Here is a 17909-nt window from a genome sequence, read left to right as displayed (position 1 = left end):
ATTGTTTAAAATTCTTCTGAAAGTATTAGTAGCTTTGAAGTGCGTAAAAAAGGGGAACCAGGCGTAAATTTTTTAAGTAAGCTAGAATCTTCAGACTGTTCTCATGTATGATGAGGATAGAAAAACGCTTTCTCGAAAATAGTAAAGGCGCTATAATGATTTATTGTTTATTAGAAAGCGATACAAGGAGGGGCATTATGCGTTTGATTGAACCGTGGGAAAATATTGAGATAAATGTATTAGCAGAAGATCGAATCATGCAGCATTTTGATTTAAATATCCATTTAATCTATGTGTTGGCAGGTGAAGTGACGATTGAAAAAGAAGGAACAATCATTTCATTGCAAAAAAATGATTTTTATATTTTGTCAAAATCATTGGTACATACTGTTTATACAAAAAATGCGCGGGCATTTGAGATTGTTTTAGAGTATTATTTTGAAGAGCAAGAGAACCAAGTGTTTGAAGGAAACTCGGTCACAGAGAATAAAAGAGCAGATAATCAAGTCATTCAGTCGATTGAACGCTTGCTAAAGCTATACGTCTTACAAGAAAAGCATACAGTTTCAGAAGTGTTTGAGGAGTATTTTCATATTCTTCAGATATTGGAAAAGGAATACACGAAACCTTCTACTATAGAAGAAGAGCGAAGCATGAAGCAAAAAGTCTATGAACTGAAATTTTATATTGATAATAACTTCGATAAGGATATTCGATTGGTCGATATTGCCAATAAGCTGTATGTTTCCGATCAATATTTGTCTCGCAGTTTTTCTAACGAAATCGGGATGCCAATGAATGAATACCTGATTCGTAAACGGTTGGAAAAGGTTCGGAAGGATTTGCTGGAAACGGAGAAATCAATTACCGACATAGCCTTTTCAGCGGGCTTTTCGAATATTAACTCATTTAATCGTTTATTTAAGAAGTATCAAGGTTTGACGCCGAGTGAATTTCGTAAGGAAACAAAAGCGAAGGCTAAGGTTTCCTCGAAGCAAAATAGCCTTGAAGAAAAAGACCTTCGAAATTTGGAAATTTACTTTAAAGAAAAGGATGCGAAGATTAGTGATGAGACGATTCAAGTTTCCATGCAAATGTCGTCAAAGCAAAACTTTCAAAAGAATATGATTAATCTTGGCTACGCTGGTGATTTGACTCATGCTTCATTTGCGGAACAAATTCACTATTTGCAGGAAAATAATCCTTTTAATTATGGACGTATATGGGGATTGTTAAGCGAAGAAATTCTGGAGCAGGTAGGCGAGGCTTACGATTTTTCCACAGTTGATGAAATTTTACGAATCATGCTAAAGGCGGGAATCAAACCATTTTTAGAACTCGGCTTCAAAGGAAAGCTGATTCATGAATCCCATACGCAGATTGTTAAAAGTCATCCTTTTATCCGAAAATCCTATAAGCTATCTGACTTGATCCAACGATTCCAAGTTTTTTTCCATCATTGTGTGGATGTATTTGGTTTAGAGGAAGTTTCTACCTGGATGATCGAGATTTGGAAGCCTAATCCTTTAGTTTTGAAGACAATTGGCTGTGAGGATTTGATGCGAATTGATCAGGATGGGGTACAACTGAATTTAGCTAAAGAAAAGACCTATATTGATGTCTTTTCGAAAATAAAAAAAGCTGTAAAACAAATCGTACCAATGATTCAGATCGGCGGCTGTGGCTTAAGCTTAGATATTGAAACGCGCGATTTAAGCACGTTTCTGACACAGTGGACAATGAGTAAAGGCGCACCGGATTTTCTTAGTCTGTCGATTTATCCAATGGATGCGGTAAAGCAGCAGCTGAACCAGAAAAAGCAGCATCATGAGCCGATTTCACCGAATTCTGATTACATGCTTCATCGCATAAAGGATTTCAAAGAACTTTTGACGGAAATCAATTATCAGGGAAAAACATTCATTACGGAATTTAATGTGACCATTTTAAGTCGCGATATTATCAACGATACGGCCTTCAAGGGCAGCTATATCTTGAAAAATGCTTTAGGGGCGATGCCTTATTGTGATTTGATCGGCTACTGGCAGCTGACGGATTTATCGGTGACGACCTTTGATACGGCCAATAAAGAGATTTTTGGCGGTTCTGGTTTGATTTCTAAAAGCGGTATACCGAAGATTGGCTACTATGCCTACCGTTTCTTAAATCGGTTAGGTAATCAGGTCGTGTATCAATCAGAGGATCTATTGATTACGAAGGATGATCCGAACAAGATACAAATTTTGTGCTATTCTTATAGTCATCTAAATTCTACTTATTATTATGACCATAGCAGTGTCTTTACTAGGAGAAATGCAGCTGCCCTATTTGCTTCTGGAAATGTTCAGACGAAACAGGTGCTGTTGAAAGATTTGAAGGAAGAAGAAAGTCACTATCGTATCAAGTATTATCGTATAGGTCAAAAGACCGGCAATATTCTGGAGGAAATTAATCAGATCAGTAGCTCTGATCGGTTAGATGATGAGATGATCACTTACTTGAAGCATCGTTGTGAGCCGCAGCTGGAAATAAGGGAAGGGCAGTCTAGAAACCATCAGTTAAAAATCGAGCTAGAGCTTTTTCCGCAGGACATTCAATTGATTGAGATTCAAAAAGTCTCTCGTTAACAAGATTGTGTAATACAATCTTGTTTTTTTGTGGATTTCAAAGCCATCATCCTAGGAAAGTATCAATAGAAAGAATGAAAAAAGCAGAGTAATGTTTTGGCTGACAGATTAAACTATTCATTGTAAACGTTTGCAAATACAACTATTCTAGGAGGTTCACATGGAAAAAGATGTCTTTGAAAATGGAATGAAGATGGAGAAAAAAGGGTTAACGAAATTTTCTATGATTGCTTATGGATTGGGTGACTTGGCTAGCCAGTTTGTCTGGACATTTGTCGGCACTTATTTGACTGTTTTTTATACGGATATTGTTGGTTTGGCTCCGGTTGCAGTTTCGATGATCATGCTAATTGCCCGTTTATGGGATGGGATCAATGATCCGATGATGGGGATGATCGCTGAACGTACAAGAAGCAAGTTAGGCCGTTTCCGCCCTTATATTGCTTTTGGCTCACCATTTTTAGCTCTGTTTTCAGTTTTGACTTTCACCGGTCCGTTTGGAAATGGAACGGCAGGTATCATTTGGGCAGCGGTTATTTATATCATCGCTGGAATGATCTACACATTAGTGAATATTCCTTACGGGGCTTTGGCGGCGGTGATGAGTGAAGATGCCAATGAACGAAATCAGTTAAATGCATGGCGCTCGGTTGGGATGAATGTCGGAATGATTATTGTGAACTCATTGTCTTCGTTTATTATGCTGGCATTTTCAGATGGTTCGCAGGTAGCAACTGGTCGAGGCTATTTTATGACAGCGTTGATCTATGCGGTAATTTCGATCCCGTTGTTTTTCGCGGTATTCGCGACATCTCGAGAAGTTGTTCAACCGATGAGAAATGAAAATAAAGTACCGTTTCGTACCACGATTAAAAATGTGATTGGTAATAAATACTTAATGATCGTTTTTCTTATCATGATTTTGCAAATGACTGCTTTTATGGGAAGAATCGCTGTAACAACTTTTTATGTCATTTATTGTTTAGGTGCGTTTACCTTGATTGCCTTACTCATGACGATTCCATCCATTGGCGGAGCGCTTTGTTCATTAGCAATTGTTCCTTTGGTTAAACGTTTTGGGAAACGTAATGTGTTGATGGTTTCCTTGATTCTTCAAGGGATTGGTTTACTCGTCGTATACTTTGCTGATTTTGACAACTTGCCAATGATTATTGCCGGTCATGTAATTTTTGGATTGTTCAATATGGGCTTTCCGATTTCACTTTCATTAGTGGCGGATTCTGTAGATTACCAAGAATTGAAATCAGGGGTTCGAACAGACGGGACTGCTTATGCGACTTATGGATTAGCGACAAAAATTGGTAACGCTATCGGAGCATCGGTTGGAATCATGCTGCTGCATTCATTCGGCTATCGGGCCAATATGGAACAATCAATGGCGACTAAAAATGGTATCAATCTAGTGGTTAATTTGATTCCAGCAATCCTATTTTTCGCTGCTGCATTGGCTTGTCTGTTATGGAACTTAAGCGACAAGGATACGGATGATATTCGTGCCCAACTAGATAAAAAACGCGAGAATATCAATGATTGAGCATAAAAGTATGGTATAAATTTGTGCATTATAAAAAGAATGAAGATATAGTGCAAAAATGTTTGATCTTTAAACGTACGATTTGAAGAGTACGAAAAGGCATCATTCAGTAAACTAGATTTTGTAAGCGATATCCATTTAGCCAGTCAATAAAATGATTGCGGCTGGCTAATAGTGTATGGATGTCAGCGTAAAAACGAACAAGGAGGAAAACAACGTGAAAAAATTAAAATTTGGTATTATCGGGTGCGGCGGGATTGCCAACCAAAAACATTTACCAGCGTTAGCGAAATTAGCGGATCAAGTAGAATTGGTGGCCTTTTGCGACACGATCATTGAACGGGCAGAAGCTGCGGCGGCAGAATATGGTGTTGCCGATGCATTAGTTACAGAAGACTACAAAGAAGTGGTGAAGCAAGCTGATATTGACGTGATACATGTATTGACACCAAATATTTCTCACTCATTTATTACGGTTGATGCCTTAGAAAGCGGTAAGCACGTGATGTGTGAAAAGCCAATGGCGATCAACTATGAAGAAGCGAAAAAAATGCTGGAGGCCGCAGAACGCACAGGCAAAAAATTAACGATCGGATATCAAAACCGTTTCCGTGCGGATTCCTTAGCAACCTATGATGCCTGCAGTAAAGGCGAGCTTGGCGAAATCTACTTTGCAAAAGCTCATGCGGTTCGTAGAAAAGGTGTTCCGACCTGGGGTGTTTTCCCAGATAAAGAAAAACAAGGCGGCGGTCCGTTGATTGATATCGGTACCCATGCGTTAGATTTAACCCTTTGGTACATGAATAATTACAAACCAAAAATGGTTTTGGGCTCGACCTACCAAAAATTGAAGGATAATCCAATGGCGAATATGTTTGGACCGTGGGAACCGGAATCCTTTGAAACAGAAGATTCCGCATTCGGTTTAATCAAAATGGAAAATGGCGCAACGATCTTCTTGGAAGCGGCTTGGGCCTTGAATATGATCAATCCGAAGGAAGCACAGGTCACACTTTGCGGGACAGAAGGCGGCGCGGAAATGTTTGGAAAAGCCTTCTTAGATCAAGGATATGTGGTCTTTAACAAAGCGGCTCACAATCAATTGGAGCAAACGCAACCTTCTGATGCTGGCGGCGTCTTTGGCTTTGAAGGCAGCAGTTTGGAGCAAAAGGATGCGGAAGCGAAGCAATGGGTCGAAGCGATTTTGAATGATACAGAGCCGTTGGTAAAACCAGAACAAGCAATTGTGGTGACACAAATTTTAGAAGCCATTTACAAATCTGCAGAAACTGGAAAAGTTGTGGAACTGTAATTTAATGAGGCGGACGAGCGCAATTGAAAGCAGTCGCTCGTCCCATCATCTTTATTAATTATTCGTAGGAGGAATACAAATGTCGAAAATCAAAACGGCTGTAAGTTTATATAGTTTACAGGATGAATACTTAAATCATCGCATGAACCTAGATGATTTAATGCACTTTTTGCAGGAACACAAGGTTGAAGGAGTGGAAATTTTACCAGATCAAATGATCAAAAACGCGCCTCATCCGACACAAGAGGACGTTTCCCATTGGCATCAGCTTTTAGAAGAAACAGGAATTAAGCCGGTTATCGCGGATGTTTTTTTAAACACCAATCTCTATAACAATCGCAGTTTAACAAAACGCGAGTGTATTGAGTTATTGATCGAAGAAATCAAACAGGCCAATCGCTTAGGAATTAAATTGATTCGTTTGGTATCAATGGTGCCTTATTGGGTATGTGAGCCGTTGCTGCCTTATTGTAAAGAATGTGATGTAACGATTGCTTTAGAAATTCATGCCGGCATGGCCTTTGATGAACCTGAGACGCTTCATTTTATCGAAGAAATGAAACGATTGGATTCTCCCTATATCGGGTTAGTGATCGATACAGGAATTTTCTGTAAAAAATTCCCGCGAGTAGTGGTGAATTATGAAATCAATAATGGCGCAAGCCCAGAAATGTTTGCTTACTTAGATGAGATTTTTGCACAAGGAACAGACCTTCACCGTATCGTAAAAGAAAACAATGGCGAATATCCAGAAGACTTTAAAAAAGTTATCAAAACCAAAGAAGATCAAATGTTTGCGCCGCTTTGTGATGGCTATGAAAATTATCCGTTTACCGTGCTGGACGAGTATATGCCGTACATCAAGCATTTCCATATCAAAATGTTTGAAATGACCTCTGAAGGCCCCGAATACTCGATGGATTACAAAGGACTTTTAGAATATCTGCATGGAAAAGATTATGACGGTTACGTGGCAACTGAATATGAAGGTAATCGCTTCACACTACCAGGCAAACCAATGCAGGAAAAAGAACAAGTGGCCGCAAATCAAAAATACTTGCAGGCGTGCTTAAAAGAGATCCAAGGATAGGAGGATGTAAGAATGTTTGACAATAATGTGTTTAAAGAGGCTACCTGCAAAAATATTGAAGAAAAGGGTGAAGTAATTGGTTTCGAATTACAAACGCTGATTACGTATTATCGTGGTATCCCTCTTTCCATGGTGGAATTTATCAAAGTAGCGGTAGATGATGCGGAAGTCTCAACAGAAGACATCCAAATTTCAATCGATCAGCAAGATTGGTTCTATTTAAAAGAAGCAACAACTGTTACCAGTTATAAATGGGAATATGGTGAGCCCTTATATATTCGCGTCTTAAAACCAGGCGGACTATCAACAGGCGATCATCAAGTAAAATTGACCGTGGCTACTAGAACAGCGTATATTCCAGTGCCGTTAGTCGGTGTGAAAGAACGAACGGTGACGATTTAAGCGAAGATGTCAGTTCGATTTTGCGCAGTTTATTTCAGGAAAAAAGGGTTAGTGAAGTAATGAAGATAAACACAAGCACCTAGTGGAAGGATATACGGCATGAAAATTAAGTCATTAATAGAAATAAGGAGCAAAAGCGATGTTAAATTTTGGAATCATTGGACATGGTTTCATGGGTCAAACTCATACGCAAACCATCAAAAAATTAGATTATGCAACCTTAATCGCTGTGTGTGATATCAATAAGGACCAGTTAAAGGAAGTAAACGAAGGCGTAAAAACATTTTTGAAGGCGGATCAGTTATTAGCAGAAAAAGACATTGACACAGTCATCATTGCGGTGCCGAATCATCTTCATTTAGAGATGGTGAAAAAAGCGGCTGCAGCCAAAAAGGATATTATTTTGGAAAAACCAGCGGCGATGAATGGCACAGAATTTCAAGAAATGATGGAAATCACTGAAAAAGCGGGTGTGCGCTTTACGATTCATCATCAACGTCGTTGGGACAAGGATTATCGTTTGATGAAGGAAGTCATCGACAGTCAGACGCTTGGCGACATTTATACGATTAAAAATTGTCTCTACGGCTTTAATGGAAACATGCACGATTGGCACGTGTATCCGGAGTTTGGTGGCGGGATGCTTTATGATTGGGGCGTGCATTTGTTAGATCAAATGCTGTGGATGATTCCAGGGAAATTGAAGACGGTTTATGCGGATGTGCGAAATGTCATTAATGAAAACGTCGATGATTACTTCAATATCCAGCTTTATTTTGATAGTGGAATCACGGGTCAAGTAGAATTAGGGACGTATTTCCTAAAAGACGAAGCTTCATGGTTTGAACGCCATTGGTTTGTTGGGGGAAATAAGTCCAGTGCTTATGTGGACGGATTTAACCCGCAGGGGAAAATCGTTCGAACAAGTGAATTGTTAACGAATGTTCCAGGCAAAATTACTATGACAGCAGCTGGTCCGACCCGTTCATTCGGGCCGCCACCAGAAGGACGGTTAGTGACCGAAGAGCTTCCTGAGGTTTCAGTCAATCATGAAATGTTCTTTGATCAGTACAGAAACTACGTTGACGGCGAGGGCGAATTAGTGGTTAAACCAACAGAAATATTACGCTTAATGAAGCTATTGGATGCGATTCGCGTCTCAGCGAAGGAACACCGTTCGGTCGATTTTGAATAGAAAGAGGGAAGGAACATGCAATTAGGATTGGTTTCAGCGATTTTAGATCAAAGTGATTTTTATGAAATGATCGATATCGTTGCTGAAAATGGATTGGATTGTGTGGAGGTTGCATGCTGGCCTGCTGGAAAAGCAGAGCGTCGTTATGCCGGCGTTTCACACATTGACACAGAAAATCTGACAAAGGAACAAGCAGAGAAATATCAAGCCTACGCTGCTGAGAAAAAGGTTGCGATCTCGGCCTTGGCCTACTATCCGAATCCGCTAGATGAGGATTTGGAAAAACGTCAGCTAGTGATTGATCATATTTATTCAGTCATTGATGCAGCGAAATTAATGGAGATTAATTTGGTGACGACCTTTATTGGACGGATGCCTTCAAAAACGATCTCTGAAAATTTAAAGGAGGTTGAAGAGGTTTGGAAGCCGATCTTAGCATATGCGGAGAAGCAAAAAGTCAAGATCGCGATTGAGAATTGTCCGATGCTCTTTACCGAAGATGAATGGCCAGGCGGTCAAAATTTGATGACGACTCCTGCTTTATTCAGAAAAATCTTTGACCTTTTAGATAGTGAATATCTTGGTTTAAACTTTGATCCATCGCATTTTGTTTGGCAGCAAATGGATTATTTAGCCCCGATCTATGAATTCAAAGACAAGCTGTTCCATGTTCATTATAAGGACATCAAGGTTTATTGGAGCAAGCTTCAAGAGGTCGGCGTAATGGCGACACCGTTAGAATATATGTCACCAAAAATACCAGGCTTAGGCGATGTTGATTGGGGAAAATATGTTTCGGCATTAACCGATATTGGCTATAGCGGCTATACCTGTATTGAAGTAGAGGATCGGGCGTTTGAGTCTGATTACGAAGATGTCAAACGTTCGATCAAGCAAAGTGCCCACTACTTACGGAACTTTGTCTAGGTGATGGGATGAAAACACAAAAGAATAGACTAATCGGGATCGACATTGGTGGCACCTCTATCAAGTTTGCCTTGATGGACGATGCAGGAACAATCGAGAAGAAGTGGTCGATCCCAACAAATATTGCAGAAAAAGGGAAAGACATTCCCAAGGAGATTTGTGACTCCATTCGAACGACACTTGAAGATGCTAGACTAGCAACTGTAAAAGGAATCGGGATCGGTGTTCCGGGGCCGATCTCGCCAGATGGGAAAATGGTCGTTCAAGCAGTCAATTTAGATTGGAAGGATCTCCCGTTAAAAGAAATAATCGAAACCGATTTAGGAATTGACGTGTGCTTATTAAATGACGCAAATGCAGCCGCACTAGGCGAAATGTGGAAGGGCGCAGCTCAGGGCAAGGCTAATCTGCTGTTCGTCACCTTAGGGACAGGCGTTGGCGGCGGCATCGTCTTAAATGGTGAAGTCTTGAATGGCTGTCATTCCTCTGGTGGAGAGATCGGTCATATTCCGATTCGCTCTGACGAACAGCGCTTGTGCGGTTGCGGTGGTAGAAATTGCCTCGAAACCTTTGCTTCTGCCAATGGATTGGCGCTAAGCATGCGAAAGAAGCTGAAAGAAGTCAATGAAAATTGGCCGGAAATCACGCCGCCAATCGTTTTCGAGAAAGCGGCCCAAAAGAATGTCCACGCACAGGCAGTATTGGCGGAATTTACTGATATCTTAGGACAAGCCTTAGCTGGAATCATGAACACAATTGATGTAGAAGAAATAGTGATTGGTGGCGGACTATCCGAAGCTGGCGACCAATTATTGCTGCCATTGAAGAAAAAGCTAGAGCAGTATGTGTTTCCGCAGATTAAAGCGCATTTCTCCGTAAAGAAAGCGCAGCTTGGGAATGAAGCCGGCATCTATGGGGCGGTTTATGCGTATTTAACGAACAATGACTGCTTATGAGAGTACTTGGAATTAGTGGTTTTGAAACGAAAAATAGGACTCAATCAATTTTTGACATCTTGAAAGCTTTTGGCGGACCTTGTTTTCTTCCAAAGTGAGTAAAGATGTTTTCTTTTTGTCAGGTTTATTTTGATAAAAACGGATACAAATGGGGATTCTTCCTATACGATAGAAGTAAGTGAATGCAGGAAAGAGGAAGCTGAATGAATAAGACGATCGATATAAGTATCTATAATCAGTCATTGGATAAGAGCCGCGATAAAAATTTTTACTTGTATTATGTTTTAAAGGGACAGATTTTTCTCCATTTGGCTCATGGAATTTCTGAGCTAAATGAAAAGGATCTCCTACTGTTAAATCCAAATGAAGATGTAGCGGTAGATTGTCATGACGGAGCTTTTGCGCGGCTCACTATTTCCAGCAACGAGCTGCTGCGAATGATGGATTACAAGAAAATCGTTTTTGTTTGTGATAGTCGCAAAGGGGACGGGCAGTTATTCGACAAGCTGCGTCTGCGTTTGAATAAGCTGATCGAGCTGGATATCGAAATGGATGAGCATTATTTGCATTATCAAAAAGAAATGTTCGATTTCCTCTCATTTTTAGTGACCAATTTTGCCAATAACCTTTTTATTGAAAATGAAGATGAAGCACGGAAAAATAGTATTCTGGCGTATATTCATGCGAATTACGCAGAGGACCTTTCCCTTCAAGTAATCGCTGAAAAATTCAATGTGACGCCGCAATATTTTTCGAGATATTTCAAGGAAACCTTTCAAGTGACCTTTCTAAAATTTTTAACGGACATTCGTTTAGAGCAGGCGTTGGAGGATGTAGTCAATTCGCCGGATACCCTATCGAAAATAGCGTTGTCACATGGATTTCCCAATCAAATTTCTTTTACAAAGTCCTTTAAGGCTCATTTTGGTGTGACGCCGACTGATTATCGCAAAAGCCATTTTGAGAAGAAAGAGACTCTAGAAGAAGTCAACGATGCTGAGGTTCAGAGATTACTGCTGAGTAAACCAGAGCAGACGAAAGAAAAGCTTCATCAAATTTATGTCGAAATCGGGGACGAGCCGGAAACACTCAAGCCTTTTTGGTTCGATATTGTGAATATCGGATCGATCTCGCGAGTTTTCGAGAACGGCCTGAACGATCAGTTGCTTGAATTGAAAAGCAGCATGCCCTTTAAAACTGCCAGAGTAATTCTGGACAATCATCTGACCCAAAATACGACCTTTTTCATTGAGGAGAAGACGTTAGATTTTTTGGTCAGTTTAGATTTCAAAATCATGCTGGTTCTCGATTATCGGGATATATCGAATCAGCCAAGTTTTCAAGCGTATTTTGAACAGTTCTTAAATCATTTTGCCAATCGCTATGGCATCAAAATTTTAAAAAGTATGACCTTTGAATTGTTATATAATACGTATTTTTCTGAAAGCAAGGCCAGTAACTATGCGAAGCTTTACGAGAAATTATCTCGGGTGTTAAATAAGTTGGGTTTATCGAAAAATCTTGTAGGCCCAGGCTTATTGATGGATACTTCGGGTGGAAATCTCGCGCGTTTTTTAGAAAAGAATCAACACCTTCCCAAGCTAACCATCAACATTGCTCCTTATTCCATCGAGAAATTAGGGACGAAGTATTATATTAATCGCAAACCAGATACTAATTATATTGTGCAGCAATACGAGCTGGCGAAAGAGATCTGTTTGAAACATGACATTACGGAGGTTGTCATTACTAGCTGGAAGGATGCTCTGAATGAGTTTTCAGTCATCAATGATTCTTCTTATCGCGGAGCTAGCATTTTGAAAAATATTATTGACGCCTACGGGAGAGTAGAGAGCTTACCACTCGAGCAGCCCTTTGATTTGATGGTTCCTATCACATCCAATAAGCCGTTATCTGGTTTGCCAGGAATTCTCACGAAGGATGGCATCAAAAAACCGGCGTATTATAGCTTGAAATTTCTGAATCAGTTGGATAAATACTTTTTGTACAAGGATGACAGTATGCTGATTTCTTATAGTAACCGACAATATATTCAGTTGGTCTGCCATAATTGTAAAAGCCCAAACTATCGGTTCTATAATCAGGAAAATGAAGGGACGATCATTAGTGATTTTGAGGAGCTTTTTGAAGACAATCAGCCAAAGACGATCAAATTGACAATTTCTGGACTGAAAAATGGTCAGTATTTTTTGAAATCAAGAGAACTGAGTGAGGAGCAGGGTGGTTGTTTGCATATTTTTAATGAGATGGGGTTTGAAAATAGCTCTTTTTTCGGCAGAGATGAGCTGGATTATCTTTTGTCTGCCTCTAAACCGATGATTAAAGGGAAAAGAATGCATACAACTACCAATAGTTTGGAAATAGAGATCGTGCTACAGCCAAATGAAATCAGACATTTGCACCTGATCTACGTTCATTGATCAAACTCATTTCTAGGCTCCTTTTGACACATGTTAATAATCCTATAGTGAATTTTAGCTTTTTTCAGCAGATCAACTGAACAGGTTAAAAATCGACTAGGATTATTTTTTTTCTGGTTAAGAACACGAAAGATGGTTACAGGAAAATTAGCGATAATAAGGTATATCATCGAAGGGAGCAATTATAATGAAGCACAAAAATCTTGCAGAAGTCATTATTCGTTGTGTTGGAGGAAAAGAGAACATTACCTCCGTCTCTCATTGTGTCACGCGACTGCGCTTTGTACTGAGGGATGAGTCTTTAGTAGACGAAGCAGCGTTGGAAAATGAGAGTGGGATTATCGGTCTTACGCGTTCCAGTGGTCAATTTCAGATAATTATCGGACCAGAAGTGGATCAGGTGTACAAAGAGGTACAGAAAATTTTAGGCGATTCGGTTAAGTTTGAGTATCCAATTACAAGTAAGCAAGAAGGAAACAAGCTGGTGAATCTCGCGAAGCAGGGACTAGACACTATGATCAGCTGCTTTATTCCGGCTATTCCTGTGATCGCAGGTTCTGGGATGATCAAGGTATTGGCTGTGTTACTTAATTTTACTGGACTGATTGCGATTGATTCTTCAAGTTATATTGTCTTGAATATGATTGGAGATGCTGTTTTCTATTTCTTACCAGTAATTGTTAGTTACAATGCTGCTAAAAAAATGAATGTGGATGTCTTTCTGGCTCTGGCAATTGCCCTTATTATTTTACATCCGACGTTATTAACCTTAGGAGATGAAGGAACGAGTACCACATTTTTCGGAATCGGTGTGCAAATCATCAATTACAGTTCACAAGCCTTGCCAGCAATTTTCGGTGTTTGGCTATTGAAATACGTGGACAAATTCGCGGATAAGATTAGTCCTTCGATTGTTAAAGTTTTTCTGCGACCAATGATCTCATTACTGATCGTCGCACCGATCATGCTAATCATTATTGGACCTGCAACGACGGTGATTGGAGATGGCTTCTTCAAGTTAGTCAATATTATGAATCAATGGGGATGGGTTGCAGTTGGTTTGAATGCGGCATTATTCCCGATCATGGTATTGACAGGGACTCACAATGTTACGATTCCGTTATTAGTGCAAATGTTTGCGACTCAAGGGTTTGACGCAATTTTCTTGCCATCAGGATTAGCTGCGAATATTGCTGAAGCTGGTGCTGCTGGTGCGGTTGCTGTCAAAACGAAAAATAAAGCCTTAAAGGGAACCGCCATTTCCGCGACGATTTCCGCTTTATTGGGCATCACGGAGCCGGCACTTTATGGGGTCAATCTTCGCTTGAAACGCCCATTTATCGCCGTTTTATTAGGCTCATTATTAGGCGGCTGCTATATCGGATTTTTAGGGATAACGGCACCGACCTTTGTTACTCCAAGTCTATTAACGATTCCGATCTATGCCGGATCGATTTCTAACTTTATTTTAGGCTTAACCAGTATTCCGGTGACCTTCTTGATCACCTTCATCATTACGTATGTGATTGGTTTTGAGGATATTGCCGATAAGAGTCAAACAAATACCGTGGAATCTCCAGTAAAAGGAAAAATTGTTAAATTAGAGGAAGTCAATGATCAGGCGTTTTCATCAAAAATGATGGGAGAAGGCTTTGCCGTTATTCCGAATGAAGGGCGAGTAACCAGTCCTTTTGATGGCGAAGTTGTTTCTGTTTTCCCAACGAAGCACGCGATTGGCTTGAAGCGTTTAGATGGTTTGGAATTATTGATTCATGTAGGAATTGATACTGTTGAACTTAAGGGCGAGTATTTTGAAACGCTCGTGAAGCAAGGGGATTTTGTGAAAAAGGATCAACCATTGCTGACGTTTGACGCTAAAAAAATCAAAGAATTAGGCTTTGATACGACGACGATGGTTGTTGTGACAAATTCGAAGGAGTTTGAAGAAATTCACTTGAGAGACATGGACGGAGCTGAAGTATTGTATGTTAGATAATAAAATGCCAACTGATTTTTTATGGGGAGCTTCGATTGCCGCAAATCAGATTGAAGGTGCGTGGAATGAGGATGGAAAAGGCGTCAGTGTCATCGATACGATTGCTACAGATATGGATGAAGGGGTTCGTGTAGAAGTTGCATCCGCTTTTGAAGACGAATACTATTCTTCTCATAAAGCAGTGGATTTCTATCATCATTATCAAGAGGATATCAAATTAATGGGCGAAATGGGCTTAAAGGCGTATCGCATGTCGATCGCTTGGACGAGAATTTATCCAAACGGGATTGAAGAAGAGCCAAATGAAGCTGGATTACAATTTTACGATCGTATCTTTGAGGAATTATCAAAATATGATATCGAACCGATCGTGACGATTTCTCATTATGAATCTCCTTGGTATCTGGCGGAAAGAGGCGGCTGGACCAATCGTGAAATGATCGATCATTATTTGAAATATTGTCAGACGTTATTCGAACGCTATCATGAACAGGTCAGCTATTGGATCACCTTTAATGAAATCAATTGTACGTTAGTCAATTTTGGGATTCGGACAGCAGTGGGACTGAATGCTTCGATTCCTTCTGAGATCAACAACGACAATACGAGATATCAAGCGCTCCATCATCAATTCTTGGCTAGTGCGCAAGCCGTAAAAATGGCTCATGACATTGATCCAACCTTAAAAGTCGGCTGTATGATCGCTAGTATGGTGGGCTATCCTTTAACCAGTGATCCTCAGGATGTCTTTAGTACATTGCAATATGAACAAATGAAAAACATGTTTTGCAGCGATGTGATGATCCGAGGGTACTATCCAAGTTATTCCAAGCGTTATTTTGACGAGCATCACATTTCGTTTCACACAGAGCCTGGTGATCAACAAATATTAGCCGAAGGATGTGTTGATTTTTATTCCTGCAGCTATTATCAATCCCTTTGCGTAAGTGGTCAGGAAGAAGGGGAAGCATTAGGCAAGGATAAAGCCGCGGGAAATCTAATCTCAGGCTTTGGTGTGAAAAATCCTTATTTACAGGAAAGCGAATGGGGTTGGCAAATCGATGCCACGGGTTTGAGATATCTACTGAATACCGTTTATGATCGCTATCAAATTCCGATCATGATCGTTGAAAACGGTCTGGGAGCGAAGGACGAGCTGATCAACGGAAAAATCGATGATCAGTACCGCATTGATTATTTGCAGGCGCATGTTGAAGCGCTGATGGAGGCAATCAAGGATGGAGTGAACGTTATTGGCTACATGCCTTGGAGCGCGATCGATCTGGTCGCTTTATCGACAGGAAGTATTGAAAAAAGATACGGCTTTATCTATGTCGACGCAAACAATCAGGGAGAAGGCAGCTTCAAACGTTACCCGAAAGCATCTTATTATTGGTATAAACACGTGATTGAAAGTAATGGTCAAAGTATCTTGAAAAAATCTGTAACTGATGAGCGGGTGACTTCGTTTTAGTAATATTGACAGACATCTCCTAAATGTTGATTTCCTCGTGATGCACAACGGAATTACAAAAGAATGGAAGTTCGGAATAGATGAGATGAAGCTATAAAAAATCGTGTAAGGATACGCTCTCGCAGTGAGTCCTTACACGTTTTTTTGATGAATAATCCGACTACTAAACGATGAATTAAAAGTATAGGATAAACCAATAACATGCGTTTTAGCGGAATCTATGTTAATTTCGAATAAAGGATCGTCATTTTATTAAGGAGGTTGATTCGATGCAAACGGTTATGTGGTTTCGTCGGGATTTGAGAATACAGGACAACAAAGCGCTTTATCATGCGTTTCAAGATTTAACTGATGAAGATGAGTTGATTTTATTATTTCAAGTTAATCCAGCGCAATTTCTAGAAGACAGTCACAATCATCACGCTTTCTTTGCAAGTCTAGCTTATTTTAAAGAAAAAATCGATGAGAAGGCGCAGCTACAAGTTCAATACGGAGAACCGATTGAATTGTTTAAACAACTAAAAAAAGCTTTGCCGGATTGGAATAAAATCTATTTCAATGAGGATACCACTGGATTTGGTGCTAAGCGAGATGATGAAGCAAAGAAATTTTTCCGACAAAACGCGATTGATTATTTTCGTTTTCAAGATCACTACCTTCATGGAGCAAATGAGATCAAAAATCAACAGGGGAAAGCCTACAAAGTATTTACTCCTTACTACAATCAATGGAAGGAACGCGTGAAGGAAACACCGCTTAAGGTTAATTTTCAGGCCGAAGCGGTTTATTCAAAGGCGCTATTTCCTGCTGACAAGGAAAAGTTTGAGGAGTTAGTTGCTAAATTGCCGAAGTTTAAAAATCTTGGCGAAGAGGCAGCGCAGCGTCAACTAAAGAAATTTGTCAAAAATTCAGTGGAAAACTATGAGAAGGCTCGTGATATCCCGAGCTTAGATCAAACCAGTCATTTGTCTCAGTATTTGCGAACAGGAGAACTCTCGATTCGAACGGTTTGGCAGGCATTACAGGAGGAAGAGGTCTTTCAAGGACGTAATACCTTTCAAAGAGAATTGTGCTGGCGGGATTTCTACAATATGATCTTTACGAAACATCCTCGTCAACAAAATGAACCGATCCAAGCACAATTTCGCTTCATTCAATGGGAAAACGATAAAGAAAAGTTCAAAAAGTGGCAGGAAGGCAAAACTGGCTTTCCGATCGTTGATGCAGCAATGCGTCAGCTGAACGAAACAGGGTGGATGCACAATTGTCTGCGGATGATCACCGCTTCTTTTTTGACGAAGGATCTGCTGATTGATTGGCGCTGGGGTGAGCAGTATTTCCAGCAGCAATTGATCGATTATGATCCTGCCAGCAATATCGGTGGCTGGCAGTGGGCTGCTTCAACTGGAACCGATGCTGTACCGTATTTCCGCGTGTTCAACCCTGCGACGCAATCACAAAAATTCGATAAAGAAGGCAAATTTATCAAGAAATATGTGAAGGAATTGAAAAATGTTCCCGAAAAGCTGATTCATCAACCAGAGAAAATGACGCAGGCAGAGCAAGAAGAATATGGGGTGATTTTGGATAAAGACTATCCAAGACCAATTGTGGATCATAAGGAACGACGAAAACGCGCAATTTCTGTGTATGAGGCCAGTAAAGAATACGCAAGAGAAGTAGAGGCGGATCAAGATGAGAAATAAAGCACAGTTTAGCTTTTTCTTTCTTTATAGTTGCATAATCAACCTTCTATTTTTAAGTAAATAAAAATAATGCTGGAATACAGTGCTGGTGAAGGAAATCAAATCAAGTTTTTTTATAGAAATTGAAGCAAGAAATAATAGTTGGATACGATCTATTTTCATAATAAAACCCGTAACGAAGCTACTATCGTTACGGGTTTTATAATTAGTGAGTCGCAAATTCAGAGA

12 protein-coding genes are annotated in these 17909 nt (G+C 40.0%); all 12 read left to right on the top strand.

The features are described from left to right. The first annotated feature begins 197 nt into the window (after positions 1-197). The 12 genes from OMU_RS03745 (at position 198) to OMU_RS03690 (ending at position 17681) form a co-directional block, all read left to right on the top strand. Positions 198-2627, top strand: coding sequence for a GH39 family glycosyl hydrolase (locus OMU_RS03745; RefSeq protein WP_016178629.1), 2430 nt, complete (start codon positions 198-200; stop codon positions 2625-2627). 160 nt (positions 2628-2787) lie between these two features. Further along, complete coding sequence (locus OMU_RS03740) at positions 2788-4182, top strand: MFS transporter (RefSeq protein ID WP_016178628.1); 1395 nt, start codon at positions 2788-2790, stop codon at positions 4180-4182. A gap of 217 nt (positions 4183-4399) precedes the next feature. Then, positions 4400-5494 (top strand): Gfo/Idh/MocA family protein, encoded by a 1095-nt coding sequence (locus tag OMU_RS03735; protein ID WP_016178627.1) that lies wholly within the window; start codon positions 4400-4402, stop codon positions 5492-5494. 79 nt (positions 5495-5573) lie between these two features. After that, a complete protein-coding gene (locus tag OMU_RS03730; RefSeq protein ID WP_016178626.1) occupies positions 5574-6584 on the top strand; it encodes a sugar phosphate isomerase/epimerase family protein in 1011 nt (336 codons plus the stop codon). Positions 6585-6596: 12 nt separating this feature from the next. After that, entirely contained in the window at positions 6597-6986 is a 390-nt protein-coding gene (locus OMU_RS03725; protein ID WP_016178625.1) for a C-glycoside deglycosidase beta subunit domain-containing protein, read from the top strand. A gap of 139 nt (positions 6987-7125) precedes the next feature. Beyond that, on the top strand, positions 7126-8181 hold the full coding sequence (locus tag OMU_RS03720; RefSeq protein ID WP_016178624.1) for a Gfo/Idh/MocA family protein: 1056 nt from the start codon (positions 7126-7128) through the stop codon (positions 8179-8181). Between the two features lie 15 nt (positions 8182-8196). Next, the gene (locus tag OMU_RS03715) at positions 8197-9108 is read left to right on the top strand and encodes a sugar phosphate isomerase/epimerase family protein (protein ID WP_016178623.1); all 912 of its coding nucleotides are present in this window, start codon (positions 8197-8199) and stop codon (positions 9106-9108) included. Positions 9109-9116: 8 nt separating this feature from the next. Beyond that, complete coding sequence (locus OMU_RS03710) at positions 9117-10064, top strand: ROK family protein (protein ID WP_016178622.1); 948 nt, start codon at positions 9117-9119, stop codon at positions 10062-10064. Between the two features lie 203 nt (positions 10065-10267). Continuing rightward, positions 10268-12505, top strand: coding sequence for a helix-turn-helix domain-containing protein (locus tag OMU_RS03705; protein ID WP_016178621.1), 2238 nt, complete (start codon positions 10268-10270; stop codon positions 12503-12505). A gap of 187 nt (positions 12506-12692) precedes the next feature. Then, positions 12693-14501, top strand: coding sequence for a beta-glucoside-specific PTS transporter subunit IIABC (locus OMU_RS03700; protein ID WP_016178620.1), 1809 nt, complete (start codon positions 12693-12695; stop codon positions 14499-14501). Then, positions 14491-15975, top strand: a complete 1485-nt coding sequence (locus OMU_RS03695; protein ID WP_016178619.1) for a glycoside hydrolase family 1 protein — start codon at positions 14491-14493, stop codon at positions 15973-15975. Before OMU_RS03700 ends, OMU_RS03695 begins: the two co-directional genes overlap by 11 nt. Before the next feature lie 269 nt (positions 15976-16244). Next, the gene (locus OMU_RS03690) at positions 16245-17681 is read left to right on the top strand and encodes a cryptochrome/photolyase family protein (protein ID WP_016178618.1); all 1437 of its coding nucleotides are present in this window, start codon (positions 16245-16247) and stop codon (positions 17679-17681) included. Positions 17682-17909: the final 228 nt, after the last annotated feature.

The organism is Enterococcus avium ATCC 14025 (genome assembly GCF_000406965.1).
Lineage (GTDB): Bacteria > Bacillota > Bacilli > Lactobacillales > Enterococcaceae > Enterococcus_A > Enterococcus_A avium.
Note: the sequence above shows the minus strand (reverse complement) of the source record. Positions and strands in the feature narration are given on the sequence as shown.